Origin of the sequence: Colwellia sp. BRX10-9, from assembly GCF_014077405.1 — a bacterium.
Taxonomy (GTDB): domain Bacteria; phylum Pseudomonadota; class Gammaproteobacteria; order Enterobacterales; family Alteromonadaceae; genus Colwellia_A.
In genome coordinates, this window is sequence record NZ_JACGVV010000032.1 from 17,716 (window position 1) to 41,531 (window position 23,816).

Consider the following 23,816-nt stretch of genomic DNA (forward strand, 5'->3'; position numbering starts at 1 on the left):
ATTAACTATGGTTGCATTTGATTCAAAAACGTATAGCAAGCGCCTGTTACACCTGATCAGTTGGAGCCATTGGTTCACTTTTTTTAATATAATTGCCGCCATTGGATTATCATCCTTTTATATTTTTAGTGAAGGAGGTCCCGAGACATTCCTTGGACAATTTTATTTAATCACCACGTGGTTTAGTCATATGGGTTTTTTAACCTTTATGACTTTTGTTTTAATACTATTCCCGATCACCTTAATATTTCCACATACCCGTTTTATTCGAGCAACAGCCTCTGTGGTCTTTACCCTGCAATTGTTAATATTACTGCTAGATGCTTATATATATAACAGTTTGGGTTACCATCTAAATGCTTCTTCAAGCGCACAAATTGTTGATCTAATTAGCACGCAAATACAACATAACAGCCGTATGTTTTGGTTTGTTAGTATCGTATTAACCTTGTTTATTTTAGCCTTTGAATTAATTCTGAGTAATTATGCGTGGAAACATTTAAGAGACTTACAGAAAGTCGTCTTCGCAAAATTTGTTGTTATTGGTTTAGTCTGTTCTTTTTTCTTTAGCCACTTATTACATATTTGGGCTGATGCGAACTTAGAATATGATATTTTAAGGCAAGACACAGTATTACCTTTGTCATACCCTTCGACGGCAAAAACATTACTCACCAAATACGGTATGTTTGACCGTGAAGCATACATAGAAAGAACAACAAGCCCACTAGCCTTTACCAATGCTATTCCTCAATACCCGTTGCTCAATGAAGCGTGTGTATCACAAACACCAATACAAAAATCAGTATTTATGGTGGTTAACGATGTGAGCTTAACAGATAAGCAAATCAAGCAATTCAAGCAGAGAAACACCCAAAACCAGTTAACGCTCGAACATCATATAGATAACGCCTTACACAAAAACGCGTGGTTTAACTTGTTTTACAGCTTGCCTAGTATTTACCAAGAAGGCTTGGAAGAACAAAAGGCGATCCCTTTACTCTTTCAATTATTAGACAGAAATAAGTTGGCAAGTTCTTACACAATGATCCATGACAAGATAAATAAAGAACTAGTTTCAGAATCACAAGGTTTTGAACATTTATTTAGCCAGCAAACGACACTTGATAATATTTCATCACTAGTCTTTGCTGATAAGCTTAATAGCTTACCTGTAGGCTTACATTTATTTTATTTTGCTGACAGTAATACTTACCAATTTGAATTGTTTATGGATGCTTTGCTACTAGCACAAAAAACAAAACAAACTAAAGATATTATTTGGATCACTTCCGTTGGCAATAAGACCAAGGCGACCAGTTTATCTATTAAACCTTCGTTACTTATTTTACCTGAAAGTAAAAGTAAAACAGTGAGCCATTTAACCAGTCACATGGATATTCAACCAACCCTTATACAGGAATGGTTAAACTGTGAAATTAATGAAACAACCTATAGTAATGGTAAAAATGTTCTGCGGTTATCCAAAGACCGTATTATTGCCAATACCATGGACGATGGCATGATGGTATTTAGTAAAGACAAATCGGTGTTTATTGATCAAAACGGTAATTTCCAAAGCTACTCTCGACAATTAGCGGCTCCCATAATGGTAAACTCTGATTTTCCATTAATGATTGATGGGGTTAACTTTATTAAGCAGTTTAGTAAGCAGGCAGAGAAATTGAACAATAAATAAACTAACAGATTGATTTTCTATATTTTATATTGCAATCAGTATTTAAACCATTATTATACAGGCAGTAAACAGATTAACCCTCTTAATGTTTACTGATTCGGGGTATAGCGCAGCTTGGTAGCGCGTGCGTCTGGGGGACGTGAGGTCGCAAGTTCGAATCTTGCTACTCCGACCATATTAATGAATCAAGACGTCCTAGGACGTCTTTTTTTATGCCTAAAGACCAATCTAAACGACTAATCAGCAAAATTATAACGCTTTTTACAGACCTATATTGTGTTATGAAATCCCACCGCTAATTAACACTCTAAGTAACACTATCTATTACTCATGATTATGATGTTATTTAGAAAGACCTGATTGTTTAATTACTATACTATTGATGTGTCATAGCAAAATAGCATAACCATTAGGCAATATTTAAGTTAAGGCCGCAAAAGACATAAATTATAATTTTACTGATACTTTAGGCTTACAAATGGCACCAAGAAAAGATAATGGATAAAAGAGATCACAGTATTACTTTAGCTAAGCTCTCTCTTTACCGTGATAGAAATATACAAACTTCTCAATATCGTGAACGCCTGTTCCCCACATAGGTGAGTTTAATGAAATAACAGAACCGTCCTTTGCTATTTTAATCTTTTCTCTTACATAAGTTTCAAATTCTGAAAAGTTCTCAATTTTAATGTTTTTTAATTCTTCTACAAAGTGCGCTGCTTTATACTTAACGGCTTCTCGCTCATAGTGTTTCGCACAGTTTTCAGGAATAAGAAAAAATTCTTCATCTTCATCCCAATCAAAGGCTTCCACGTAGTCAATTTCTATACTTCCTGACCCATCTTCTGAGTAACAAGCAAAGGCGACATCATAGTCTTTTGTTTCAGGCTGCTTGCTAAAGACAGACTCTAAATCGTCGATGATATGCTGAACCTTCATTTAGCTTCCTAACACCCCATTAAGAGGTTTTAATTGTTGGTTAAAAAAGTGACGAGGGAGCAAATAGTGAACTCTTACTTGTCCTTGTTAAATGGCTTGTTAGCCTTATGTTACCTACTTGTTACGTAGAAAAAAACTCCATTTTTGTCTTCTATTTAAGCTTGAATATTACATTAAAATATCTATAATCCTGCTGGCTAATAAGTTTAAGGAATGAACGATTTATAATTAACTCCATTAAACGCAGGTAAATATTACAATTATGACTGTCATGGCACACCCAAACTTACAAAATGTTAAGCGATATAGAGTTCAAGATAAGGTGTTTGGTATTCAAGAATACTTTTCTATTGCCAAGCATGGTGACAAAGCTAAAATTTTAGCAGAGAAAAGACAAAAAGAAATCTCTCAAAAAAGACTATATCGTCAAATACGTATGCAGTTAGATATAAATAAGATATTTCATCCTGATGGAACCGTTATTGGACTAAAACGAACATTAAAAAATAAAAGTGGTTCAATAAAGCAAATTTTACATATTCAAATTATCGTAAATGGCAAACAGAAAAAAACTGATATCACAATTGATAATAAAACCTTTGAACAAGCATATCTTAAGGCTCAAAATAAAATATTGGAGTTAAGAAAAATTGAGCAATCTCCTGAAATAACAGAAATATTCAAAAAAATAGCAGGATACTACAAATACAGCTAATGCCCCATCAAGAGGCTTTTAATTGTTGATTACAATGTTAACGCCACTTAACCAATGGTTTAAATGCCTGCTTGAATGCCTTGCTATGCATCAATTACCACCAATCAATGATTCAATAATACTAACAACTAGATCAGGATCTGCTATATGTAGATGATGTCTTTTTGATTCAGAAAAAATAATTTTAGTATCAGTCGATAAAGCTTTAAAACTGTTAATTGTATTAGCATATAAATCATTCATAGGCTTAGCAATACTGTCGGGAACAAAAGGTTCATCATATCTAGGTGTTTGGTTAATATAATCTTTACTTGTTTTTGAAAAAAGAACAATAAGAGGCTTACCTTCAAAAGTTTTGGAAGCTGTGATTAACTCATAACTTTTAAGGTGATCTACTTTTTCAGCCATGTTTTTAAACATAGGGTCTTTTACACCTAACTCAAATTCCATTATATCTTGCAAATCTTTATTTTCTGTTTCAAAGCCATCAGGCCATCTTGTAGCCATTGTATGAAAATACCCATAAATACCTGGGTCAATGAATACAGCACCTAAAACATCACTGGTATATAAATGATTGTAAGCTCGAATAATGTAGGATGCATAGGAACCACCAGCAAAATAATATGGAGGTTTAACATTGGCGACAGACAATAATTCATGTAACCAGTTTGCCGTATCAAAAACGGTAAAAGGTACAGGCCCTTTCTCACTTTTCCCCAACCCTAAACGATCGTATAAACAAATACTGAAAGTTTTATTTAGCCGCTTAACATTATTCATCCAAGCTCCATCCGAGCCTGCTCTGCTATAACCTTGCTCTAAAATAAGCTTAGGTTTATCGTTTTCATAACATTCTAAATAAAGTTTAAAACCACCAACATCATAAAGTCCTTTCTTTGTTGGTAATAGAGTTTCATCGTTGGCTGTACTGCTAAAGTTTACCAAGAGAAATATAAATGCTAAATATGATTTCATACACTGTCCTTGTATATATTTGATACCTAACGCCCTATTAAGAGCCAACTGTTATTTGTCTTGCTTTAACAGCTTGTGAGGCGTTTAAAAAAACCAACCCGTTGGATTATCAATAGCCTTTTCCTGGTCAAGCGCTTTCATGCCTTTAACCGAACGAATTATTAGCCAAACCATCCAAAACAGCAGCACAAACCAACCAATTAAGATCACAGATAAAACTGAACCTAAAAAGATAAAAAGAGCACCAATCCAAAAAGTTCTAATTTGGAATTGATAATGTGTTTTTAACCATTCAGGTGCTTCGTCCCTATTGATATAGGCCATTACAACGCCAATAATCCCGGTTATACCAAAGATTAAGCCGACCATATAAAGTATGTAAACTATTTTGGCAGACCCTTTCGTTGTACGGCTATTTTCCACTGTTACTTCACTCATCTATTTTTTCCTTTAATTGTGATGAATTTTAATTAATTTCTAAACATCAATAAAAGCCTAACGCCCTGCTTGAATGGCTTATACGCACGAACCTTTTGAAAAGCTTAAATTCATAATATTCTCTAATCGATCACTATCTCCATTCCTAATATCTATAGAAACATAGTTCCCAGCGTTTATATATTCTACAAGCTGTGCGTCGCTACAAACTTTATCTTTTATGTACTTACCAGAGTTTGTTTTTATTTTAGTTTTATCATTTGAATCAAGATTTTCACCTATACCACTTAATTCTAATGCTAAACCTACAGTATTTTTATCAACGTGAAAATATGTCATTTTTATACGATCATCATTTTCAGTAAAATATTGTTCAAACGATGTCTTTAATTCTTCCTGAGATGGTTGCATTAAATCATTGTATGCCATTCTGCCTATATTTAGAGCCAATAGAAAAAATAGTATTTTTTTGAGATGCTTCTTCCAAACCATATTAGATAACCCATTGCGTTTAACGGCCCATTAAGAGGCAAATGATCGTTGGCTAAAATAAGCGACGAAAGAGCAGATAGCCAACTGTTATTTTTCCTGCTTGTATAGCTTATATTACATTTCTACCGATGCGCCCCAACCTACTGTTTCGCATGAGTTTGATGGAATTAAGGGCATTAATTTAGCTCTAAATGAAGAAATTTCACTTAAATTCAACTTCATATAAGCGCTTAAAGATGAAGACCAAAGTTTCCTTTTTTCAGAATAGAATATGTAATCATCGTCAAAGCCAACAATTTTTGCTCTTGATATTATTTCAGCAACTTGTTGCTGACTTTTGCAGTCAACCATAAAACTTACCCAGTGTACTTTCTTAGCATTAGATCCTTTCTGAATGAGCAACTCAATTAAACTTTGATCAGCTTCAAGATAATTAAATGGTGAAGGTTCCGGATTTATCTGCTTTGTAGCACAGCCACAAATAGAAATAAGTACTAAAGTTAATAATGTTATTTTGCGCACAAACTTTCCTTGTAATATAACGCCCAATTAAGAGGTAAACAGTCACCTGTTTTTATCCGTTTGAAGTTATTGTTAAGCTTTTTGATTTATTGGCTCAACATCAAGAAATGGTGTTGAAGGTGTTAACCTAAAAAATACTACACGAACACCAATGTCTGAAGTTTTAATGGTAATATTTATTAAAGCATCACCGTTTTCGAAAGTGCCTTTGAACGAAAACTCGCCTGTTGTACCAGACGTGTGAGCATTGTAATTACCAATTTCAAAATCTGAAATACTTTTAATTTTTCCCATCGTTTTGAATTGGGCCAGTATTATTTTACTCTCTTGAGTATTGATTTGTTCAATAAATTCATTACTCAAACGAGCATATATGTCCTGTGTTTCCCAGCGCTCACTGAAATCAGCCATAAACTGTTGCACAAATGGCTCTTGTTCGTCCTTAAAGCTAGATGAACCTGCCGCTAAAAATATAATTAAGATTACAATCAGCGTAAATAGACCACCAAGCCACATCATTAACTTTTTTAGAAACTCCATACTATGATTTATCCTTAAATGTCTAACGCCCGTTAAGCGGTAAAAATATTGTTGGCTAAAATTGACAACGCAGAGATAACAGTCAACTGTAGTTTGAATGTCTTGTTAGCAAACAATTTAGTTAAAAAAAACAAGCTTTTACACTGTACTGATGGAAGTAATAAGCATAAATTACCGCATCACTTAGCCACAAAACTTAATAGTTAAACAATAACACAGAATGCTTAACAAATTATAAACAAAATAATTACAACAAAAAAGGAAGGAAGCAAACACTAATCCTTTGATGTTAAGGGACAAACACACCGATAATAGTTAAGAAATTGTGTTGCCTCCCCTGTAGCTTATAACGCCCATATTAAGCGGCAAATAATAGTTGACTATAGGTGAGCAACAAACAGCAGCCAACTGTTTTTGTCCGTGTGAACGTGTTGTTAGTTGCTGATCACACCAATAGTTGATACATAAATCAGAAAGATACCAAATATAAGAGAAACAACACCCGCAGGCCTGAATGTGCTTTTAAAATTATGAGCTGACCAAACAGCAAATTTACGATGCTTATCAGAACCCATAATTACAAGCCCAATACCAACAGCGATGAGTAAATAGCCAATACTAAGTATTAATTGAGGATACAGTGTAGATTGATTAAAAAGTACAAAGACAACCCCTGCAACTAACCGACTAATAACTTCGAACCAATGGAAATAACTTCTATTACTGAAACTTACGATCCCATCTGACCAATAATTTGGATTAACAATCATGACGATGCTTAGACAGATCATTATTAAACCAAACGCAGTGATGAAATACACAGAAATCTCCTAAGCAACTAACGCCCATATTAACGGGCAAATAATAGTTGGCTAAAATATGATGCGAAGCGGAACCAGCCAACTACAATTTTCCCGCTTAAATAGCTTGTTATATGTAAATTACCTAACTAGTCCTAATACTTCTTCGCCTTGAAACCCAACACTTAATTGATTACAGCTTTTTGCCGTTATTTGGACATCGACAAATGAACCTTCAGCTGCACTATACATTTTTGCATCCCAAGAAGATTTCGTTGAGTCTATCTTAAGACTTTTTAATACAACTAAACCAATGGACTCAGGGTTTAAGTTATGAGAATAAACTGAGATTTCACCTTTAGTTAAATCAATAAAAAGTTTTGCCGGTTTAGCTGAGTGATCCCAAATACCAGTAAAATTACATTCATCACTTTTCGCCTCAGGTGAAAATATTGAGACTATAAAGATTGAGCTTAAAACTATCAGTTTGAACATGACTATCCTATACATATAACACTCGCTTGAGCGCTTGTCAGAGAGCAGTTAACACCATTCACCTCTAACTATTTGATTTAAAAGCGCGTTTTAATGCCTTGGGAATTATTGAATCCCCCTTAACAATCCTACTATTATTAATTCCTCTAAACTTAGATATTACTGCTGAGTCTGCAGTATATGATTGTCCATTTATAGTGATGAAGCCATCAGTAAAGTACACTTTAAACAATTCATTCTGATTTGGAGACATTAACAACAATATGTCAGAACTTTCTAGGTTGACTGGATTTTTGGTTGTTGTAGCCGTTAATACTACGGTATCAATAAAATTTTTTATTAATTTAAAATTTTCCCATCTAGCATAAATAATTGCACTATCTTGCTTTTGATTTAGCCAATAAATAGATTCTACTTCTTGAATCGTACTTGTGTCATAAAATTCATCACTAGCAGCTAATACAACAGTAGGTATTATGCACAAACACAAACACAAAAATAAAAACTTAATCATTTCGCAACTCCTTGATAATTCGCAGAGACTATCTCTGCTCCCTAACGTCCCGCTAAGGGAAATTTAATTGTTGGTTATAACGTGAAGCGAGCAGAGCCTAACCAACTGTTAAAAAGACCTGCTTGAATGGCTTATAGTGACTTCAAACTGAATGCTTCATTAATTTTATTAACCAATTCTTTAGCTTGAGCTTCATTAAGTGAAATAGGTAAAGAAGAATAAGACAAAAAACCTTTAGATACTATGTTTAGACCAACACCAACGGAACCGTCTTCTAAGCCTAGCTTATGTACATTAACCTTAGTTTTTATTAAAGTTTTAGCTAACGCATCTACTTGACCTAATGCGCCAATTTCTTTGCCTTTAAATAGTTTAAAAAGTGCCATGCTCGTCCTTGTAAAATATAACGCCCAAATAACAGGCTAAAAATAGTGGGCTAAAATGGAGCCAAGAGAACGGCCTGCTGTTTTAGTCCTGTTGATTTTCTTATTAGGTACTTTTACCCAAACCAAGCGACTTAAGTATTAAAAGTGATAATAAACTAATAAGACTAGAACATATAAAGCCTGTAAGCGGAGCAAATGTTCTTCCCGTATCGGATATGACCTTACTCATCGCTAGCTCTTGAGATGCGGTAATTTCTAAACCATTAAACATACCGTCATTATTAAGATCGAACTTATTTAATTGAAATTCTAAGTAAACTTCATATCCAAAGACTGAATATATTATTAAGCCGTATGAAATGGCAAAAATATAAAGACTGATTTTCGATGGAAACGCTAATTTTTTTCTTGATAATTTAAGATAAACAAATATTACAATTGGCGCAAGATACAACAAAACAAAGAACATGTAGATTAGAACCATCCAGACACTCCAAACGCCACGTTAACCGACAAAAGATTGTTGGTTAATGTTGCGAAAGGAGTGAAATAGCCAACTTTTTTTGTCCTTGTTTAATTTCTTAGGCATTTTTACACCTATATTTTTGCTGCATATACTGAACGGATAACTTAGCTATTTTTTCGAGAACATCCAGTTTGATATCGGATAATTTATTAATATACAAACAAGATTTGCCCAGTTTATGTTTACCTAGTTCCTGTAATAAGTCTTCGATTTTGTCAAAACCAGGCATTATATAAACCACTAAGTTTTGTTTTCTAGGAGAGAACGAGATTACTGCGGAATCTCCTTCACGACCGCTATCGTATTTATAGTGATATTTACCGAAGCCAATTATGCTGCCACTTAAATAAGGCTTATACCCAGATACTCTTTCCAAAAAAGATAACAACGCAAATGAATCCGATTTTCTGGTCTCATTTTCAATGCACGATATAAAATTGTTGATTTCATCCATTTGACTGCTCCAAAATTATCGAAATGCCTTGCGGCCATATTAAGTGGCAAATAATAATTGGCTAAAATGTGAACGGAGTGAAACTGCCAACTGTAATTTTTCCGTTTGAAGTTCTGTTAGGTTTAAAGAAAGCCTGCAGAAAAAATACCTGCACCAAGCCCCAAAAACCCCATAGAAGCTCCACGAATAACCTTTAAAATTTTAGACATTTCATATATGTTTTTACCTTTGAGCAGTGAATCAACAATATGGTCTTGCCCAACCAAAGAAAAAAATATTGATAGAGCTAAAAAAGCTAATGAAACATAGATACCATTTCCAATTACAACAACGTTTAATTGTATAAGAATTATTATTGCACCAATGACAGCAGATGAAAGCCACGCATATTGTTTTAATAATTCAAAATGAAGCTCTGTTGTCAATGTTTCATTCTTCGCTTTATTTGTACCGACTGATTCGACTTCGATATTTTTTTCTACTATTACTTCTTCCATAATTTAAAAAGAACTCCAATGTATGGTTAAACCTATTGCCTACTTTTAGAGGCAAATAATATGTTGGCTAAAATAAGCGACGCAGGAGCAAAAGCCAACAATTATTTGTCCTGCTTTAACGACTTGTTATATTTTTATTGCAGAGTGATATTGGCTTCATATGTTTCACCGTTAGGCTTCAACATACTCAAAACGACATTATCACCAACTTTCTTTTGTAAAGAGCTCTTAGCTGTCGAAGCTGAACAGCCAGGAATTTTACAGCCATCAATTGCAACTACGTCATCGCCAACGTTAAGCCCTTCTTTTTCAGCGGAAGAACCTTGAACAACTGATTTGATAGTAGCTTTAGTTACTTCAGGACTAAAAAATCCAGATACATTTACATCCATTTTAAAACCTTTTTCACCTTGCTCCTCTGCAAAAGTATAGAAAGAAAACATAGTTAACAAAATTGTGATTAATACTCTCATGGTAGATTTTATCCTTAAAATATAACGCCCCATTAAGAGGCTAAAAATTGTTGGCTATATTCGCGAGGAACGAGCACAACCAACTGTTTTTTGTTCGTATTGACTTGCTTGTTAGGTTTGATTTTCAAGCCAAGCTAATGCTTCTTTTTCACTATTGAATTTCTTTATTTGATACCCCATTTCAGCGGCTTCTTTAGTTACGATTTGATCCGTAGGCTTTTCAATGTTATCAAGCACCGCGACTGAGGCCATATTAAACTCTTCTTTGGTAGCTATATATTTTCCAAAAATTTCCTGTTCAACGTTAGTCATCTCTTGCTTTATACTTCTAACGTCAATTAACAATCTGAATCTCTTAAAAGCATTAAAATTACAACATAGTTCATGAACTGAAGACAATCGTTCTTCTAAAGTCATAACTCCTTTATAAGTGACTTTAATTATTTTATTAGTTTCAATGATTTCAATTTTATGACTCATAGTTTATTTTAAACCTACGCCTTGCTATACGAAAAATAATCGTTGGCTATAATGTTCGATGAACGAGCGCTAGCCAACTGTTTAGCGTCCGTTTGAATCACTTTTTAGGTTAATACCTTAATTTTCACTCAATTCTACAACCATTGGCTTACCGCCAAAACCATGTTCATTACATTTGGCTCTTACTATTACCTTAGATATTTCTGATGGAATTTTTATATCACACTGGCTACGAGTAAATGGTTGCTCATTATCATGAGGATGAGCAAGTTGACGGTATCCAAGTTTATTACCGTCTAAATCTATAACTTCCCAACCATCTGCGTAATGCCCCCACCCTTGGTCATTGTGCCGAACTGAGATGGCAAAGCACCAACTACCGTTTGATTTCTTAGTAGCGAGAACCTGTGTAACCTGAGCAAAATCCAAAGAAGTAGAATAAGTATCTACGTCAAATTTTGATGCGAATGTTGATGATGCAAACATCGATAATATTACCAGTAGTTTCATGTAAACTCCATTTCACCTAGCGCCCTAATAACGGACAATAAATTGTTGTTTAAAATGGCGCGAAGCGAACAGCCTGCACTTTTCAGTCCTGTGGATTAGCTTGTTATACATTACTTGCTAGTGGTATTTCGGCTTTAGGCCATTTCCACGCGTACCAAATAATCGCCAATGAGATTAAAACCTCTATCGCTGTTAAAAATAAGTAAAACACCCAGGTTTCTGTCAAATTAGTTGCAATAAGAATAACTATATAAAGCGTGCTCAATATTATATTCAACCAACGATTTATCTTAGGTTGCACCACTAGGGTAAAAAATATCATCACACTTGGCATTGCCATTAATAAAGCAACTGCAAAAAACTCTAATTGAGTTTCAGCCGTTACTTTTACTGCCATAGCATCTGCTAATATTCCAGGTACATAAATCTGTATATAGTCACCGTAAACATAACAAAACATAACCGCTACCCAAAGCGCAGAAATCTTTAATTTTACATTAATTTTAAAATCTTCATAAACTTCCGTATTATTTTTAACTGTACTCATTCAAAACTCCATATTTTCGATAACCTATAAGGCCTGTTCAGGGGCTAACTTTGGTTGGCGTACTGTGAGCGGAGCGAGACCACCAACTGTAACTTGTCCTTTTAAGTGATTTGTTATATTTAGAATTTATAACCAACATCTAATGTAAACATAGCCTTTCTTGAAGGGTTGATACGCTGATTACTAAATAATGGTGTATATGATTCTTCATCATAGACACCCACTCCAGCTCCTAAAACCCAGCCACTGTCTTTAAAACCTTCCAAATGATAATTATAAGTTATAAAACCATATCGGCTATCTCCATCAAAGATACCTTGAATTTCACCAAGTGAAAAACCAACAGAATGATATTCATCATCTGAAACAATTGTTTGCATTCCTATTGAATATCCAGGTAACCCAACTGACATGAAATATTTACTATCTTGATGTTTTACTGAAAACTGAGTCCCAATAATTCCACTATATTGAAAACCTGCCCCAAGTGAAAACTCAAATTCAGCTCCAAAAGCAGAAATAGGGAGATAAGATAATAAAATAAGCAGTGATTTTTTGAACATAACACCATCCTTGATTAATAAAAATAACGCCGCATTAAGCGGCTAAAATTGTGAACGCAGTGAAACAGCCAACTGTTTTTTGTCCGTTTTAATGCTTTGTTATATGTTTTTTCGGCGATAAACTACAACCCAAAAGTATACTAATATGGCAATTAAATTTAGAAAATACAAAAGAAAACCAATTAGCATCCGATGATCAGTATCATCATTTTCAATAAAGTCTTCTAACATTAACGTCCAAAAGCCAATAACAGTAATAAATAATATAGGGATACCGACTTTCTCAACTAAATGAGCTTTATTCCAATTAACATATGTATATTCATCTAAATACCCCATTAGAGCTGCAATAAGAATTACAACGACAACAAGTGTGTACCAAAAACCTGCAAGTAATTTCATAAAAGTTTAAACATAAAATGCCCCATTAAGAGCCAAGTGTGTTTTTTCCGTTTGAATAATTTGTTAGGTGAATTATTTACCGTACCTGCGAATAACGGATACCTGACCATTTTCTAACTCAATAACATCTAGTACCACTTTGCTATAACTAAATTCTGAACCATCTGAGCGTAGACCTTTAGCAGAAAATTTATGCTTAAATGCAATTGAGTTGTAACCAACAATATACGCTATTAATTTTGAATCATAACTAGTATGGACACCCAAATAACGAGTCATCCCTTTGCGCATCATTTCTTTCCCATCCGGTTCTCTAGAATCATCGGGAGCATTAGGGAAATGTTGATTGCCTACATCATCAGTTAAGAATGATAAGTAATGTTCTAAATCTTCTTTAGAAGCATTAGGCTGTTGAGTTTTTACCTTTGCTTTATAGTATGCTTGAAAAAATTTATCGTAATCAACCATATCTTCATTGGCTACCACATTTGTTGAAAGACAAGTAATTAAAACAGCTACGATTGATATAAATTTATTCATTTGTGCTCCTTAGTATGAGATTCACATAACGCCTAGTTAAGCGGCAAAAGTGTGAAGCGGAGCGGAACCAACCAACTGTAATTTGTCCCGCTTAAACAGCTTTTATGTGCACTTTATTACCTGTACGGGTGAATTACAATACTCTAATTTCCCTATTAATTCGTTATTATCTGCATAGTTAGGACAATTACCAATAGTAACAGCATAAACGCTACCATTTGGTTGTATCTCTACATCGACAAAAGATGCAACAAGCCTGTCTCTTAATTGACGACTCCAAGTAAAATGATAATTGGTATTATGGGATTTTAGGAATGATCTGTCTGGCGCGTTAAACTTACTAGTAAAAGAAGTTAAAGCCATATCCTGAGTCTTTACATTTATACTCGCAGACCTTGCTGTCCAGGAGAACGGCCAAGATCTGGTGATATCTACAGATATTTTGCATTCTCCAAGCTCCGAGGTACGCGATAGTTCAGAAACTATTTCTGCATATTCAATGTTCTTTAAACTACTTGAGCCTGCTTGACTAAGCCAAACAAAAAGAATAACTATTGGAATCAATATACGATTCATGATGAATACGCCTCACGTCCTGTGTACCTAACGCCCAATTAACGGGTCAAAATAGTTGGCTAAAATGTTAAACGAAGTGAAAAAGCCAACTATCATTTGTCCTGTTTTAACGACTTGTTATGTTTACAGCACTATCTACAAATTATAATAAGCACCAACAAAAAAACCATGTTGTTTGAAAGCATTTATATATCCTGATAGAGGAATAGATAAACAAGCGCTGAAATAATCATTTATTTTATATGTACCTTGATCTTTCCACCCATGTTCAAAAGCTAATTGTATTGGCCCTTTAATTGGATGTTCTCGTTGTATATCTGTTAGTGGGATTGAAATAAAATAAGAACCATTATTTGAATTAACAATATCCTTGAAAGTAAATGGTTCTCCGAACTCTTTAGCTCTAATTGTATCCTTTAGAAAGTCAACATAATGCCCTGCTTTTTCTTTACAAATATTAAACCTAATATGCTTTGAGGCTACCTTTATTGCATCACTAGGCCACTTATCCTGCTGGTACGAATATTTTGCAGATAAAACTAAAATATCTCTGTCGTAAGGGCTTCCCATTTCTTCCAATTTATCAGGTGTAAAGTTCTCTATTTCTTGAGGTAATTCATCAATGAACTTTACAATATTATTGTTAGCAAATGATTGGGAAGATAAAGTTGAGATTGTCATGCCTAATAGCAATGATATGTGTAATTTATTTAAATGATTCATAATATCCTTATTATTTAACTATGATGGTAATTGAATGTAAACATAACGCCCCATTAAGAGGCTTCTAATTGTGGGTTAAAATGTGAAGCGAAGCGGAACCTAGCCAACTGATAAAAGTCCTGCTTAAATCGCCTGTTATGTGCCAGATAAACACCAAACAGCAAATTCATTACCACTAGGTTCAATAAAGTGAAAACGACTACCACCAGGGAATGAGAAAATTGGAGTAGATATTTTGCCACCAAAAGACTCTACAATTGATTGAGCTTGCTCCAAATCATTCGTTTTCAATACGAGCAAGGCAGAACCGTTTGAGGTTACTGATGATAAGTCCGATTTATAAAAACCACCGTCCAATCCTTCATTTGCAAAAGCAGTATAATCGGGACCGTAATCTATAAAACTCCAACCAAAGGCATTCTCAAAAAACTTTTTTGTAGCTGGAATATCTTTAGCAGGAAACTCTACATAATTTAACTTTAAATTTACAGGCATAACCTAAATCCTTTTTGGCACATAACACCCAATTAACGGGCAAAAAATAGCGAGCTAAAATACGAACGAAGTGACAAAAACCCGCTGTTTATTGTCCTTGTTAAATGGCTTACTATGTAACTATTTAACCGCTACATGGACTTCTATTTCATTTCCGTTTGGGTAATACTCGAAATCCGTTGTATAAAGCCTTATATGTTCTTCTTTAACGTTAGAAAAATAATTCCAAACTTCTGTCCAAGCATCAATAGCTATTTGAGGCATTTCGCCTTTATGCGTAAACACAAGATATTTTGCTTCAGGAATAGTTATCTTTTCCATATTTATATTCGATGGAAAAGACGTTCCGTCAAAACCAGCAAGAACAGTAAACTTTCCTGTGTGGTCTGATTCATAGTTAGAATATACACCATATACTCTTTCGCCACTTTTATAATCCACTGGAACCGATTCATCAAAAGCTTGCCACAAAGCTCCTATTTTACCTTTATTAGGATCCATCTCTGTTGCGTTGTCAGTTCGAATACTAAGCCCGTTAATAGTTTTTTCTGAAACAAATTTTAATTCCATCACGATACTCTTCTAGTTACATAACGCCCTACTAAGCGGCTAAAAATAGTTGGCTATAATTTGCAAGGTACGAGCAAAACCAACTGTTTGTGTCCGTATTGAGTTGCTTATTATGTGTTTACTTTGACCTTGTAACCGCCAAAAAACCAACATAAAGCAGTACCTATAAAGATAACAGGTAGCAAAACAACAATTTTAAATTTTGAAACTTCAATGTGTAAATCAAAATAATTTAATGCATCGTTAACATATGGAAATAATGAAAACATAACGAGTAGAGTAATTATAAAATTGAAATATACAAAAGCATTAGCTTTCAGATGAACATTACAGTTGATACACCTTGTTGAGAATGCATTTCTAGCTCTGATCCAAGCTGTAAAATTGATAGCTCTTTCGTTGCAATTTGGACAATCCATAGTCGATACACCTTAAACACATAACGCCCTGTTAATGGGCAAAAATTGTTGGCGAAAATGTTGAACGGAGTTAAAACAGCTAACTGTTTTTTGTCCGTTTGAAAGCCTTCTTAGCTATACACTATTTACACATTCCAATTGACGAAAACTAAAACACTCGTTTTCCAGATATTGCGATATAAATGGCAACAAAACCAAGCAATGAATATATCCATTCGAAATAATCAACCTCTTGGTAATTACCTTTCAATGCCATTGTGCCAATCATATACGCTAAAAATAATGAAGGAACAGCAAAAGCACCTAGTAGAAGCCGAATATTTAGAGGTAATTTTGTACTTTTATTTTTCGTATTCATTGTTCATGCTGTCCTTTGTAAATTTTAGCTAGTGCCACAAAATATGATCTGTATAGCTAACGCCTCATTAAGAGGCAAATAATAGTTGGTTAAAATAAGCGACGAAGGAGAAAAAACCAACTGTTTTTTGTCCTTGATGATTTTATTGTTAGGCATTTTTGCCACGGTGTGAAAATATTAAGCTAATACCAGCTAGAAATGCAGCACATATGACCCAAAAAGTGACAATAGATACAAAAAGTGGGGTAATCACTGGCGGTAAATTAAATAGAACAGCTAAAGCAATAAATCGCTTTATAAACACCTTTAATTCAACATACTCAAATCCTTTTGAATGCTTTGTTATACCTATTATTTCACATGCTTATTAAGTGACTCATCAAGTTGCTTTTTCTGTTTTACTTTTTCATTTTTACATTTGTTTCTTTCATATTCATAGGGATGATTACAGTTTTCATCAGCACCTAAACTGATTATTAACGTCTGCTCTCTTTCCTTACATTTAGCTTCTTGAGCTGGTTCCATATTGATGCATGATGATTCTATTTTATTTGTTTCTGCTTCACCATAATCATCTTCACTATAAATGCTACATCCATTCATAACAACTAAAGCGATAACTAAATATAATATATTAAACTTTGAATTCATCTGCTAACTCCATATGTGTATAACACCCAAATAATAGGATAAAAATGGTTGGCTATAATGGAGTGAAGTGAACAGCTCGCATTTTTTAGTCCTGTTAGTTTTCTTATTATATGCCAATTAGTCACTAGTTTTTACTTTAGAGCCAAAAGTCCCAAGCCAAAAAAACAAAAGTGATATTGCCATATGTTTAGATAAATAAGCGTAATAGCCCCAATGTTCGCCTTTGACAAAAGTATACTTTCCATCAAGCGCAATACTTGTAGCTAACGTTTCGTATACATTAAAAACAAAAGGAAGAGAAACCAAAATCATAGCTATACGAAAGAACCAAAGGTACTCACTTTTTAATTTAACTTCGATCAGTGTTAATTTGCTCACCGGCTTGAACCACTCCTTGGCATAAAACGCCACGTAAAGAGGCTTTTAATTGTTGGTTAAAATGTGAAGCGGAACCTAACCAACGGTTAAAAGTCTGACCTGCTTGAATGGCTTATAGAACCTACAAACAACCCTGTCCTGTGTAACAGGATACATACAATGACATAACCCAAAATAAAGGTACAGAGATAGCTGTACAAAGAAAAACATATAACTGGATGACAATTTGCGACTTTATTTTAATGAGCAAAAAATTCAATCCAATAAATAAACACATTAAAATAGAGAAATTTATGATTAGGTTTATAAATGTAAGTAGACCATTAGCTGAACCATAATTAGGCGTGAGCAAGTAAAGTAAAACAGAAAATAAAAATGTTAAAGAAATGCTTACCAATATCTCAGTACGTATGCCTTTTACAATTCGTAAGTACAACAATAATTCCATAACTATAAGTATTATAAGGAAAGGAATGACAAAGATTGATAGTTTACTCAAATCCATAAGTACTCATAACGCCCCATTAAGGGACAAATAATAGTTGGTTAAAATAAGCGACGAAGGAGAAAAAACCAACTGTTTTTTGTCCGTTTAATTGCCTTGTTATATTTTTTATACCATAATCTAATATATATTGGTACAAACAAGGGTTTCATTATGGCTAAAAATACTAGCGTCACACTAGGCGATCATTTTGATCAGTTTATTAACCAACAACTTAACACAGGTCGTTACGGTTCAGCGAGTGAAATTGTTCGAGCTGGGTTAAGAGCTTTAGAAGATCAAGAAACTAAACTATTAAATTTACGCAATATGCTTATTCAAGGTGAACAAAGCGGTATAGCTGATTACAGTTATGATTCTTTATTAACAGAATTAGATAACGAAAATAACTAATGGAAAAATTAGTATTATCCGCTAAAGCGAAATCAGATTTAATTAAAACAGCTCGATACACTCAACTTACATGGGGAACCACGCAACGAAATGATTATTTAAAAATATTAGATAGCACATTTCGATTATTAGCTGAGGAGCCAGAGTTAGGAATAGACTGTGATTACATCAGAGAGGGTTACAGTAAATATCCTCAAGCTAGCCACGTAATTTATTACAAAGAACATAAAGTAAATCAAATATTAATTGTACGTGTGCTGCATAAAAGTATGGATGTTAACTCTGCTATCTAGAAAAATTTAACGCCCCATTAAAAGTCCTGCTTGAATGGCTTGTTATATTTCAATTACTTACACCAAGTTACAGGGATTATACGAGTTTTATCCGTATTAACAGCACCTGCATGAAAACCACACTTATTACTGCCGCACATATAACCAAACATCCCAGTTATTTCCCCATATTCTGAAGTTAACTTTATGCTTTGGTTGTTTTTAAAGTAAATTTTAGTTTCGTCATTTCCAGTAGGTAACGCCAATGGAATTGGTACAATTAAAACAAAAGCACCAACGCCAGACCAATTATAACCATCGTGATATGTGAGTACGTCACAAGAACCATTGGTACTAATTTTATCTGGTTTTCCCCAAAGAGATATTACTTCCTCTTTAGAATATGATTTATTTTCACCGTATCCTTGTTCGTTACGCTGCTCTGAAAGATTAAAACTTTCTTTTTTAGACTCGAATGTTCCATATGACCCAACGGATAAACCGATACAACCAGAAAGAAAGAGTAATGAAATTAAAACTACCAGAATACGCATAATGTCCCTATTGAAATATCGCCCTGCTAAGCGGCGCGAAATAGTTGGCTAAAATGTAGGAGGAACGAGTGCTAGCCAACTGTTTAGCGTCCGTTTGAGTAACTTGTTATAACTTTTATACACCAATCAGCTTTCTTTCTTTAACACAATTTCAATATTTGAGTTATCCAAGATTAATATCATAGTATCTCCTGAGAAAGAAGAAATAGTATTGGTTTCTTTGGTTCTGCTCTCTTGATTTGTCGGTTTACCATAAAGGTACGTCCAACTAATTTTGTTATTTGAAATAAAGAACCCCCCTGAGTTTACGCTATCTTGTTTGCCCTCTATTGAATCTTTACGGGCAAACGTTAAATCTGCCTTTAACTCAAAAATGACTTGAACAACTTTATCGTCTTTGTCTACATATTGCCCATTCCATATTCCAATGTATTTATCTTCATTTTTAATAACTAAAGGGATTATATTTGAAGTAGGTAAATGTGATGTTTTAAGTATGCTAATGACTTCCGACTGAAGAACGTTCGCTCCGTTATCCGAAGTTGGTGTTGCAAAGGCTAAATAGGAATTTTTGTGGTCTGTAATAAAATGAACCAGTTGTTTCCTTGTTTCTTGTTCACCCTTTGGTATAAATGAAATTTCAATATAATTTAAATCAAACTTCCCATTTGATTTGTAGTTACCTTTATCTAATAGATTGTAAGAACCAGTTTCACTTGCAGCATTAATATCTCTAATAAAACCAGAAATCCATTTTTCGGCATTAAGCCAACCAGCCGGTAATTTACTAAACGCGACAAAGTACTGGAATTCATCTCCATTCCAACCAGCTAAAACATTTTCAGTTTCATCATATTCTGGGATTACCTGAAAAGTTAGATCTAAAGTTTCCATTAGATCGATTGCCAATCCATCAGCAACTACTTGAGAATCAGAATAAGCATGTGCATGTGCATGTGCATGTGCATGTGAGGAATAAACCATAATGATTACCAAAAGAAAACAAATTTTAAAATTAGACACAGGATATCCCAAAGTTATAACACCCCATTAAGAGGCTTTTAATTATTGGTTATAATGTGTAGCGAAGCGGAACCTAACCAACTGTCAAAGCCCTACTTGAATGGCTTTTTATATTTTATTTACACGATACTTCAACCGTTTTTGGGTACCAAATTGGTCCCAACATATTTACTGCACCACTAGCCAAACCATTTATAAAAGTTAATTCGGTTTTTACTGATGCCCAAGGCGTGTTACCACATTCTTTTTGGAGATCTACAACTGGCGAGCCCTCATATAAAGAAAGGGCGAAGTTATGATGCCATAATTGAGTGGTTTGATTTGATTTAACTTGATCACCTTTATCAAAATGGATTGTTGAACAACCGGAAAACAAAGTAACACATAAAACGCCTAACAGTATGTTTTTCATTATGATTCTTCCTTAGGACACCAAATTTTCACTGTATGTGGTGCATAAATACCTAGTGTAATTAATGCTAAAATACCATCAGAAAATGTTTGTTGTGATTGCATTTGCAATGGTTCATTTTTGTTACAAACTTTCAGGACATCAACACGATGTTCTCCAGATAGCCCCCATAAATAAAATGGTTTTGAATCTTGGTATGTGGGTTTATTGACAAGTTTATTTTGCCCTTCCGGTTTTATAGTAACCGTTGAACAAGCAGTGATCCCCACTAAAAGTACACTTAAAATTAAACTATTTTTTTTCATAATTACTCCATATGATGATTTAAAATATAACGCCCCTGTTAAGCGGCTAAAAATTGTTGACTAAATAACTTAGAGCATAATATCTAGAGTTGAACTTTAAAATGTTCGATTAATGTTGGGGAAATGTAAAAATGTGTAAGATATACCTGACGCGACCAAAAAATATAACGCCCCATTAAGAGGCTTTTAATTGTCGGCTAAAATTGCGAGGAACGAAGCTAGCCAACTGTTTAGCGTCCGTTTGAATAGCTTGTTATATGCCCTTTACAATACGCATTAGAGTGCGCATAATAAACGTAATGATTACTTGGAGACATACTATGCAAGCATTATACGATCTTAAAGCACCTAAAAAAGCAACAAACCTTAGTCTAAATAGTGACTTACTAAAAAGAACAAGAGCACTTAACATTAATTTATCTGCAACTTTAGAGCAAGCATTAAAAGATAAATTGAAAAGTATTGAAGCTAAAAAATGGGTAAAAGAAAATAAAAACGCTATAAAAGCCTACAATGATTTTGTAGATGAAAATGGCTGTTTTGGTGACGAATTTAGAGAGTTTTAATGGCACAATTTGATGTATACATAAACCCAAGTAAAAAAAGCAGAGAAGCATATCCTTATATAATTGATATCCAAAATGCGTTAATTAGCGATATTGCAACTAGAATTGTGCTCCCTTTAGGGAAGCTTAGTCATTTTAGAAATGAAAAAATGAATGGCTTAACTCCAGCGATAGAATATGAAAATGAACAATTCATTTTACTCACTCCTCAGATTTCATCGATGCCAGCAAATTTACTCAAAAGCCCTGTTGGCTCGGTTGAATCATTAAGAGATGAGATTATTGCAGCGATCGACTTTGCTATTACGGGCTTATAACACTACGTTAAGCGGCAAAAAATTGTTGGCTAAAATTGTGAACGGAGTGAAACAGCCAACTGTTTTTTGTCCGTTTGAACGCCTTGTTAGCGGTATTTAGCTCTGTAGAAGAAATCTACGAAGATCTCGCTCTTGACGCATGACATGTAATATATAAACTTTGTCGCTATCCACTTTATAGAAAATACGACAAGGATTAACATTAACTTCACGGTAATTTAAGTTAATTAATTCAAGTGGTCTTTTACCTGATTCAGGATGGTGTTCTAACCTAGATATTTTGTCAAATATTTTGTGAGTCAATTTCTTAGCCGCATCAATATTACTTAAAGCAATATACTCAGCAATATCATTTAAATCATCAAGAGCTGGAGATGTCCAAATTATTTCAGCCATTTGCTCATTTTCTCTTTTGCTTCTTGATTCGAGAATGTATTACCGCTTTTAATTGCTTGCTCACCGCGTGCAACACCCTCAAGAATTGCCATTCTTTGCTGCATAAATTCATAATCGTCAACATCAACTAAATATGCCGATGGTTGCCCATGCTCAGTAATTAACACAGGTTCTTTGGATATGTGAAGTTCAGCTAAAATTTTTGTAGCTTGACGCTTAAGTGTCGTAACAAGTTCAACTCTCATGATAAATCCTATTTAGAACTCAAATAATGTATCACTATAGTATCACAAAAGTTCGAGGTTACAACTTTACGGCTAACGCCACATTAAGCGGCAAAAAATTGTTGCTATAATAGCGAGGAACGAGCGCAGCCAGCTGTTTGTGTCCGTTTGAGCAACTTGTTAGTTGTCTACTCTTCCTCAATAATATAAAGGTATTCAATATTTATATTTTTAATGTCTTCATATTTGAGGATAAGGCGATCTCCCTTTATTTCATAAAAACGTGTAGTTGGTGGGGTTGTTGGTTCAGAATCGTCTGACTCTATTGGTCTTCTCATTGCACCAGATAAAACAACTCGATTCAATTGCCCATTAGAATCAAGATAAAAATCTTCAAGAACACCATAATATAAGAAGGATGTATTATTAGACTCAACTAAGCAGGATAATTTAATTAATTCTGCGTCCTGAGTTTCAGATAATTTACCTGTAAGCTCATAGTACCATGGAGTGTCAAAAGCATACTTTGATGATTTGTAGGGATTAAAATAAAAAATTATTTTTTGAAAAAATTTCCCAAATACATACGCAAGTAAAAAAGAACTAGAAAAATATAAAATAATCTTAGTGATGTTACCGCTTATAGCTCCTAAATCAGATGCAGAGATTGATTTAGAGCCAGTTAATAGTTTTACACAAATATCGTAATTAATTTCGTTACCTGATAGAGGTACTACAACAGCAATTAAAAAAACATGTAAAATTAGCGCATAAAAAAAAGCCAAAGATGAAGAAACATCAAATGGCTTTTTTTCTATACTTGTATTTTCTAGTTTTTCGTAAGAGTTTTGGAATATAAAACCGGGAATAATAAGTACTAAAATAAAAAAAGCAGGAAAAGCTATATTCATGCCACGGCTTTCTCTTTAGGAGAAGTAGAAACTCGATATTTTTTACCGTTTGACAAGGTGATAACTTCGTACTCTTTTGAGCTACTAGATATAAAAGCTCTTAACTGTTCACTTCCAGAAGGATCGCCTTTTATTTTCTTGGCTAGATTACCTAATAAAGCTTTCATAACATCTCCTAACATGCGGTCGTATATTTACAGTTTACTTTAAATTTGATTAATGCGCTACAAGTGATGGCATAAGGCAACTAACGCCCAT

At 34.0% G+C, this 23,816-nt stretch carries 41 protein-coding genes and 1 tRNA gene; 7 read left to right on the forward strand and 35 right to left on the reverse strand.

Going from position 1 to position 23,816, the window contains the following annotated elements:
- Nucleotides 1–7 precede the first annotated feature (7 nt).
- Nucleotides 8–1,699, forward strand: a complete 1,692-nt coding sequence (locus H4J69_RS15805; protein WP_182215162.1) for a DUF3413 domain-containing protein — start codon at nt 8–10, stop codon at nt 1,697–1,699.
- A 98-nt stretch (nt 1,700–1,797) separates the two neighbouring features.
- A tRNA-Pro gene (locus tag H4J69_RS15810) sits at nt 1,798–1,874 on the forward strand.
- A 353-nt stretch (nt 1,875–2,227) separates the two neighbouring features.
- Here H4J69_RS15810 and H4J69_RS15815 read toward each other — a convergent pair.
- A complete protein-coding gene (locus H4J69_RS15815; RefSeq protein ID WP_182215160.1) occupies nt 2,228–2,638 on the reverse strand; it encodes a hypothetical protein in 411 nt (136 codons plus the stop codon).
- A 262-nt stretch (nt 2,639–2,900) separates the two neighbouring features.
- Between H4J69_RS15815 and H4J69_RS15820 the strand changes: the two genes are divergently transcribed.
- Nucleotides 2,901–3,353 carry a hypothetical protein gene (locus H4J69_RS15820; RefSeq protein WP_182215158.1) on the forward strand — a complete coding sequence of 151 codons (453 nt, stop codon included), beginning with the start codon at nt 2,901–2,903 and terminating at the stop codon, nt 3,351–3,353.
- 90 nt (nt 3,354–3,443) lie between these two features.
- Here H4J69_RS15820 and H4J69_RS15825 read toward each other — a convergent pair whose 3' ends face one another.
- From H4J69_RS15825 to H4J69_RS15950, 26 genes are all read right to left on the reverse strand, one after another.
- Nucleotides 3,444–4,331 carry an alpha/beta fold hydrolase gene (locus tag H4J69_RS15825; protein WP_182231113.1) on the reverse strand — a complete coding sequence of 296 codons (888 nt, stop codon included), beginning with the start codon at nt 4,329–4,331 and terminating at the stop codon, nt 3,444–3,446.
- Nucleotides 4,332–4,415: 84 nt separating this feature from the next.
- The gene (locus H4J69_RS15830) at nt 4,416–4,769 is read right to left on the reverse strand and encodes a hypothetical protein (RefSeq protein WP_182215154.1); all 354 of its coding nucleotides are present in this window, start codon (nt 4,767–4,769) and stop codon (nt 4,416–4,418) included.
- Nucleotides 4,770–4,847: 78 nt separating this feature from the next.
- Nucleotides 4,848–5,261 carry a hypothetical protein gene (locus H4J69_RS15835; protein WP_182215152.1) on the reverse strand — a complete coding sequence of 138 codons (414 nt, stop codon included), beginning with the start codon at nt 5,259–5,261 and terminating at the stop codon, nt 4,848–4,850.
- 114 nt (nt 5,262–5,375) lie between these two features.
- Nucleotides 5,376–5,783 carry a ribonuclease E inhibitor RraB gene (locus H4J69_RS15840; RefSeq protein ID WP_182215150.1) on the reverse strand — a complete coding sequence of 136 codons (408 nt, stop codon included), beginning with the start codon at nt 5,781–5,783 and terminating at the stop codon, nt 5,376–5,378.
- A gap of 72 nt (nt 5,784–5,855) precedes the next feature.
- Nucleotides 5,856–6,323 (reverse strand): hypothetical protein, encoded by a 468-nt coding sequence (locus H4J69_RS15845; protein ID WP_182215148.1) that lies wholly within the window; start codon nt 6,321–6,323, stop codon nt 5,856–5,858.
- A 434-nt stretch (nt 6,324–6,757) separates the two neighbouring features.
- A complete protein-coding gene (locus tag H4J69_RS15850) occupies nt 6,758–7,144 on the reverse strand; it encodes a hypothetical protein (protein WP_182215146.1) in 387 nt (128 codons plus the stop codon).
- A gap of 120 nt (nt 7,145–7,264) precedes the next feature.
- Nucleotides 7,265–7,618, reverse strand: a complete 354-nt coding sequence (locus H4J69_RS15855; RefSeq protein WP_182215145.1) for a hypothetical protein — start codon at nt 7,616–7,618, stop codon at nt 7,265–7,267.
- Nucleotides 7,619–7,682: 64 nt separating this feature from the next.
- A complete protein-coding gene (locus H4J69_RS15860; RefSeq protein ID WP_182215143.1) occupies nt 7,683–8,132 on the reverse strand; it encodes a hypothetical protein in 450 nt (149 codons plus the stop codon).
- A 131-nt stretch (nt 8,133–8,263) separates the two neighbouring features.
- Nucleotides 8,264–8,518 carry a hypothetical protein gene (locus H4J69_RS15865; RefSeq protein ID WP_182215141.1) on the reverse strand — a complete coding sequence of 85 codons (255 nt, stop codon included), beginning with the start codon at nt 8,516–8,518 and terminating at the stop codon, nt 8,264–8,266.
- 103 nt (nt 8,519–8,621) lie between these two features.
- Entirely contained in the window at nt 8,622–9,002 is a 381-nt protein-coding gene (locus H4J69_RS15870; RefSeq protein ID WP_182215140.1) for a hypothetical protein, read from the reverse strand.
- Nucleotides 9,003–9,099: 97 nt separating this feature from the next.
- On the reverse strand, nt 9,100–9,498 hold the full coding sequence (locus tag H4J69_RS15875) for a DUF1801 domain-containing protein (RefSeq protein WP_182221961.1): 399 nt from the start codon (nt 9,496–9,498) through the stop codon (nt 9,100–9,102).
- Nucleotides 9,499–9,620: 122 nt separating this feature from the next.
- Nucleotides 9,621–9,995, reverse strand: coding sequence for a hypothetical protein (locus H4J69_RS15880; RefSeq protein WP_182215136.1), 375 nt, complete (start codon nt 9,993–9,995; stop codon nt 9,621–9,623).
- Nucleotides 9,996–10,129: 134 nt separating this feature from the next.
- On the reverse strand, nt 10,130–10,468 hold the full coding sequence (locus tag H4J69_RS15885; protein ID WP_182215135.1) for a PDZ domain-containing protein: 339 nt from the start codon (nt 10,466–10,468) through the stop codon (nt 10,130–10,132).
- A gap of 111 nt (nt 10,469–10,579) precedes the next feature.
- A complete protein-coding gene (locus H4J69_RS15890; protein ID WP_182215133.1) occupies nt 10,580–10,948 on the reverse strand; it encodes a hypothetical protein in 369 nt (122 codons plus the stop codon).
- A gap of 117 nt (nt 10,949–11,065) precedes the next feature.
- Nucleotides 11,066–11,458 (reverse strand): hypothetical protein, encoded by a 393-nt coding sequence (locus H4J69_RS15895; protein WP_182244785.1) that lies wholly within the window; start codon nt 11,456–11,458, stop codon nt 11,066–11,068.
- Nucleotides 11,459–11,561: 103 nt separating this feature from the next.
- Nucleotides 11,562–12,005, reverse strand: a complete 444-nt coding sequence (locus H4J69_RS15900; protein ID WP_182215129.1) for a DUF6326 family protein — start codon at nt 12,003–12,005, stop codon at nt 11,562–11,564.
- Between the two features lie 119 nt (nt 12,006–12,124).
- The gene (locus H4J69_RS15905) at nt 12,125–12,568 is read right to left on the reverse strand and encodes a hypothetical protein (RefSeq protein ID WP_182215127.1); all 444 of its coding nucleotides are present in this window, start codon (nt 12,566–12,568) and stop codon (nt 12,125–12,127) included.
- A gap of 99 nt (nt 12,569–12,667) precedes the next feature.
- A complete protein-coding gene (locus tag H4J69_RS15910; RefSeq protein ID WP_182215126.1) occupies nt 12,668–12,970 on the reverse strand; it encodes a hypothetical protein in 303 nt (100 codons plus the stop codon).
- A gap of 72 nt (nt 12,971–13,042) precedes the next feature.
- On the reverse strand, nt 13,043–13,510 hold the full coding sequence (locus H4J69_RS15915; RefSeq protein WP_182215124.1) for a nuclear transport factor 2 family protein: 468 nt from the start codon (nt 13,508–13,510) through the stop codon (nt 13,043–13,045).
- A gap of 102 nt (nt 13,511–13,612) precedes the next feature.
- Nucleotides 13,613–14,086 carry a hypothetical protein gene (locus H4J69_RS15920; RefSeq protein ID WP_182215122.1) on the reverse strand — a complete coding sequence of 158 codons (474 nt, stop codon included), beginning with the start codon at nt 14,084–14,086 and terminating at the stop codon, nt 13,613–13,615.
- A gap of 135 nt (nt 14,087–14,221) precedes the next feature.
- The gene (locus H4J69_RS15925; protein WP_182215120.1) at nt 14,222–14,809 is read right to left on the reverse strand and encodes a hypothetical protein; all 588 of its coding nucleotides are present in this window, start codon (nt 14,807–14,809) and stop codon (nt 14,222–14,224) included.
- A 135-nt stretch (nt 14,810–14,944) separates the two neighbouring features.
- Nucleotides 14,945–15,304: a VOC family protein gene (locus H4J69_RS15930; RefSeq protein ID WP_182215118.1), complete on the reverse strand. Its 360-nt coding sequence runs from the start codon at nt 15,302–15,304 to the stop codon at nt 14,945–14,947.
- Nucleotides 15,305–15,424: 120 nt separating this feature from the next.
- Nucleotides 15,425–15,874 carry a GyrI-like domain-containing protein gene (locus H4J69_RS15935; protein ID WP_182215116.1) on the reverse strand — a complete coding sequence of 150 codons (450 nt, stop codon included), beginning with the start codon at nt 15,872–15,874 and terminating at the stop codon, nt 15,425–15,427.
- A gap of 567 nt (nt 15,875–16,441) precedes the next feature.
- Nucleotides 16,442–16,651 carry a hypothetical protein gene (locus H4J69_RS15940; protein WP_182218477.1) on the reverse strand — a complete coding sequence of 70 codons (210 nt, stop codon included), beginning with the start codon at nt 16,649–16,651 and terminating at the stop codon, nt 16,442–16,444.
- A gap of 351 nt (nt 16,652–17,002) precedes the next feature.
- Complete coding sequence (locus tag H4J69_RS15945) at nt 17,003–17,302, reverse strand: hypothetical protein (RefSeq protein WP_182221971.1); 300 nt, start codon at nt 17,300–17,302, stop codon at nt 17,003–17,005.
- A gap of 117 nt (nt 17,303–17,419) precedes the next feature.
- Entirely contained in the window at nt 17,420–17,680 is a 261-nt protein-coding gene (locus H4J69_RS15950; RefSeq protein WP_259364971.1) for a hypothetical protein, read from the reverse strand.
- Between the two features lie 658 nt (nt 17,681–18,338).
- Between H4J69_RS15950 and H4J69_RS15955 the strand changes: the two genes are divergently transcribed.
- Together H4J69_RS15955 and H4J69_RS15960 are read left to right on the forward strand one after the other, a co-directional pair.
- A complete protein-coding gene (locus H4J69_RS15955; RefSeq protein WP_182218473.1) occupies nt 18,339–18,578 on the forward strand; it encodes a type II toxin-antitoxin system ParD family antitoxin in 240 nt (79 codons plus the stop codon).
- Nucleotides 18,578–18,871: a type II toxin-antitoxin system RelE/ParE family toxin gene (locus tag H4J69_RS15960; protein WP_182218471.1), complete on the forward strand. Its 294-nt coding sequence runs from the start codon at nt 18,578–18,580 to the stop codon at nt 18,869–18,871. The genes H4J69_RS15955 and H4J69_RS15960 overlap by 1 nt, the downstream gene beginning before the upstream one ends.
- 53 nt (nt 18,872–18,924) lie before the next feature.
- Here the strand turns inward: H4J69_RS15960 and H4J69_RS15965 are convergent, their stop codons facing one another.
- The 4 genes from H4J69_RS15965 to H4J69_RS15980 all read right to left on the reverse strand — a co-directional run bounded on the left by H4J69_RS15965 (nt 18,925) and on the right by H4J69_RS15980 (nt 21,144).
- Nucleotides 18,925–19,404, reverse strand: a complete 480-nt coding sequence (locus tag H4J69_RS15965; RefSeq protein ID WP_182244786.1) for a hypothetical protein — start codon at nt 19,402–19,404, stop codon at nt 18,925–18,927.
- A 126-nt stretch (nt 19,405–19,530) separates the two neighbouring features.
- Nucleotides 19,531–20,427, reverse strand: coding sequence for a hypothetical protein (locus H4J69_RS15970; protein WP_182244787.1), 897 nt, complete (start codon nt 20,425–20,427; stop codon nt 19,531–19,533).
- A 115-nt stretch (nt 20,428–20,542) separates the two neighbouring features.
- Nucleotides 20,543–20,839, reverse strand: coding sequence for a Bor/Iss family lipoprotein (locus tag H4J69_RS15975; RefSeq protein WP_182221973.1), 297 nt, complete (start codon nt 20,837–20,839; stop codon nt 20,543–20,545).
- Nucleotides 20,839–21,144 carry a Bor family protein gene (locus tag H4J69_RS15980; protein WP_182244788.1) on the reverse strand — a complete coding sequence of 102 codons (306 nt, stop codon included), beginning with the start codon at nt 21,142–21,144 and terminating at the stop codon, nt 20,839–20,841. The genes H4J69_RS15975 and H4J69_RS15980 overlap by 1 nt, the downstream gene beginning before the upstream one ends.
- A 320-nt stretch (nt 21,145–21,464) precedes the next feature.
- Here H4J69_RS15980 and H4J69_RS15985 point away from each other — a divergent pair, with 320 nt between their 5' ends.
- The gene (locus H4J69_RS15985) at nt 21,465–21,710 is read left to right on the forward strand and encodes a type II toxin-antitoxin system CcdA family antitoxin (RefSeq protein ID WP_182218462.1); all 246 of its coding nucleotides are present in this window, start codon (nt 21,465–21,467) and stop codon (nt 21,708–21,710) included.
- Complete coding sequence (locus H4J69_RS15990) at nt 21,710–22,027, forward strand: CcdB family protein (protein WP_182218460.1); 318 nt, start codon at nt 21,710–21,712, stop codon at nt 22,025–22,027. The genes H4J69_RS15985 and H4J69_RS15990 overlap by 1 nt, the downstream gene beginning before the upstream one ends.
- A gap of 96 nt (nt 22,028–22,123) precedes the next feature.
- Here the strand turns inward: H4J69_RS15990 and H4J69_RS15995 are convergent, their stop codons facing one another.
- From H4J69_RS15995 to H4J69_RS16010, 4 genes are all read right to left on the reverse strand, one after another.
- Entirely contained in the window at nt 22,124–22,423 is a 300-nt protein-coding gene (locus tag H4J69_RS15995) for a type II toxin-antitoxin system RelE/ParE family toxin (RefSeq protein WP_182244789.1), read from the reverse strand.
- On the reverse strand, nt 22,411–22,668 hold the full coding sequence (locus H4J69_RS16000) for a type II toxin-antitoxin system Phd/YefM family antitoxin (RefSeq protein ID WP_182218457.1): 258 nt from the start codon (nt 22,666–22,668) through the stop codon (nt 22,411–22,413). Before H4J69_RS16000 ends, H4J69_RS15995 begins: the two co-directional genes overlap by 13 nt.
- Nucleotides 22,669–22,835: 167 nt before the next feature.
- A complete protein-coding gene (locus tag H4J69_RS16005) occupies nt 22,836–23,558 on the reverse strand; it encodes a hypothetical protein (protein WP_182243882.1) in 723 nt (240 codons plus the stop codon).
- The gene (locus tag H4J69_RS16010; protein WP_182218451.1) at nt 23,555–23,725 is read right to left on the reverse strand and encodes a hypothetical protein; all 171 of its coding nucleotides are present in this window, start codon (nt 23,723–23,725) and stop codon (nt 23,555–23,557) included. The genes H4J69_RS16005 and H4J69_RS16010 overlap by 4 nt, the downstream gene beginning before the upstream one ends.
- Nucleotides 23,726–23,816 lie beyond the last annotated feature (91 nt).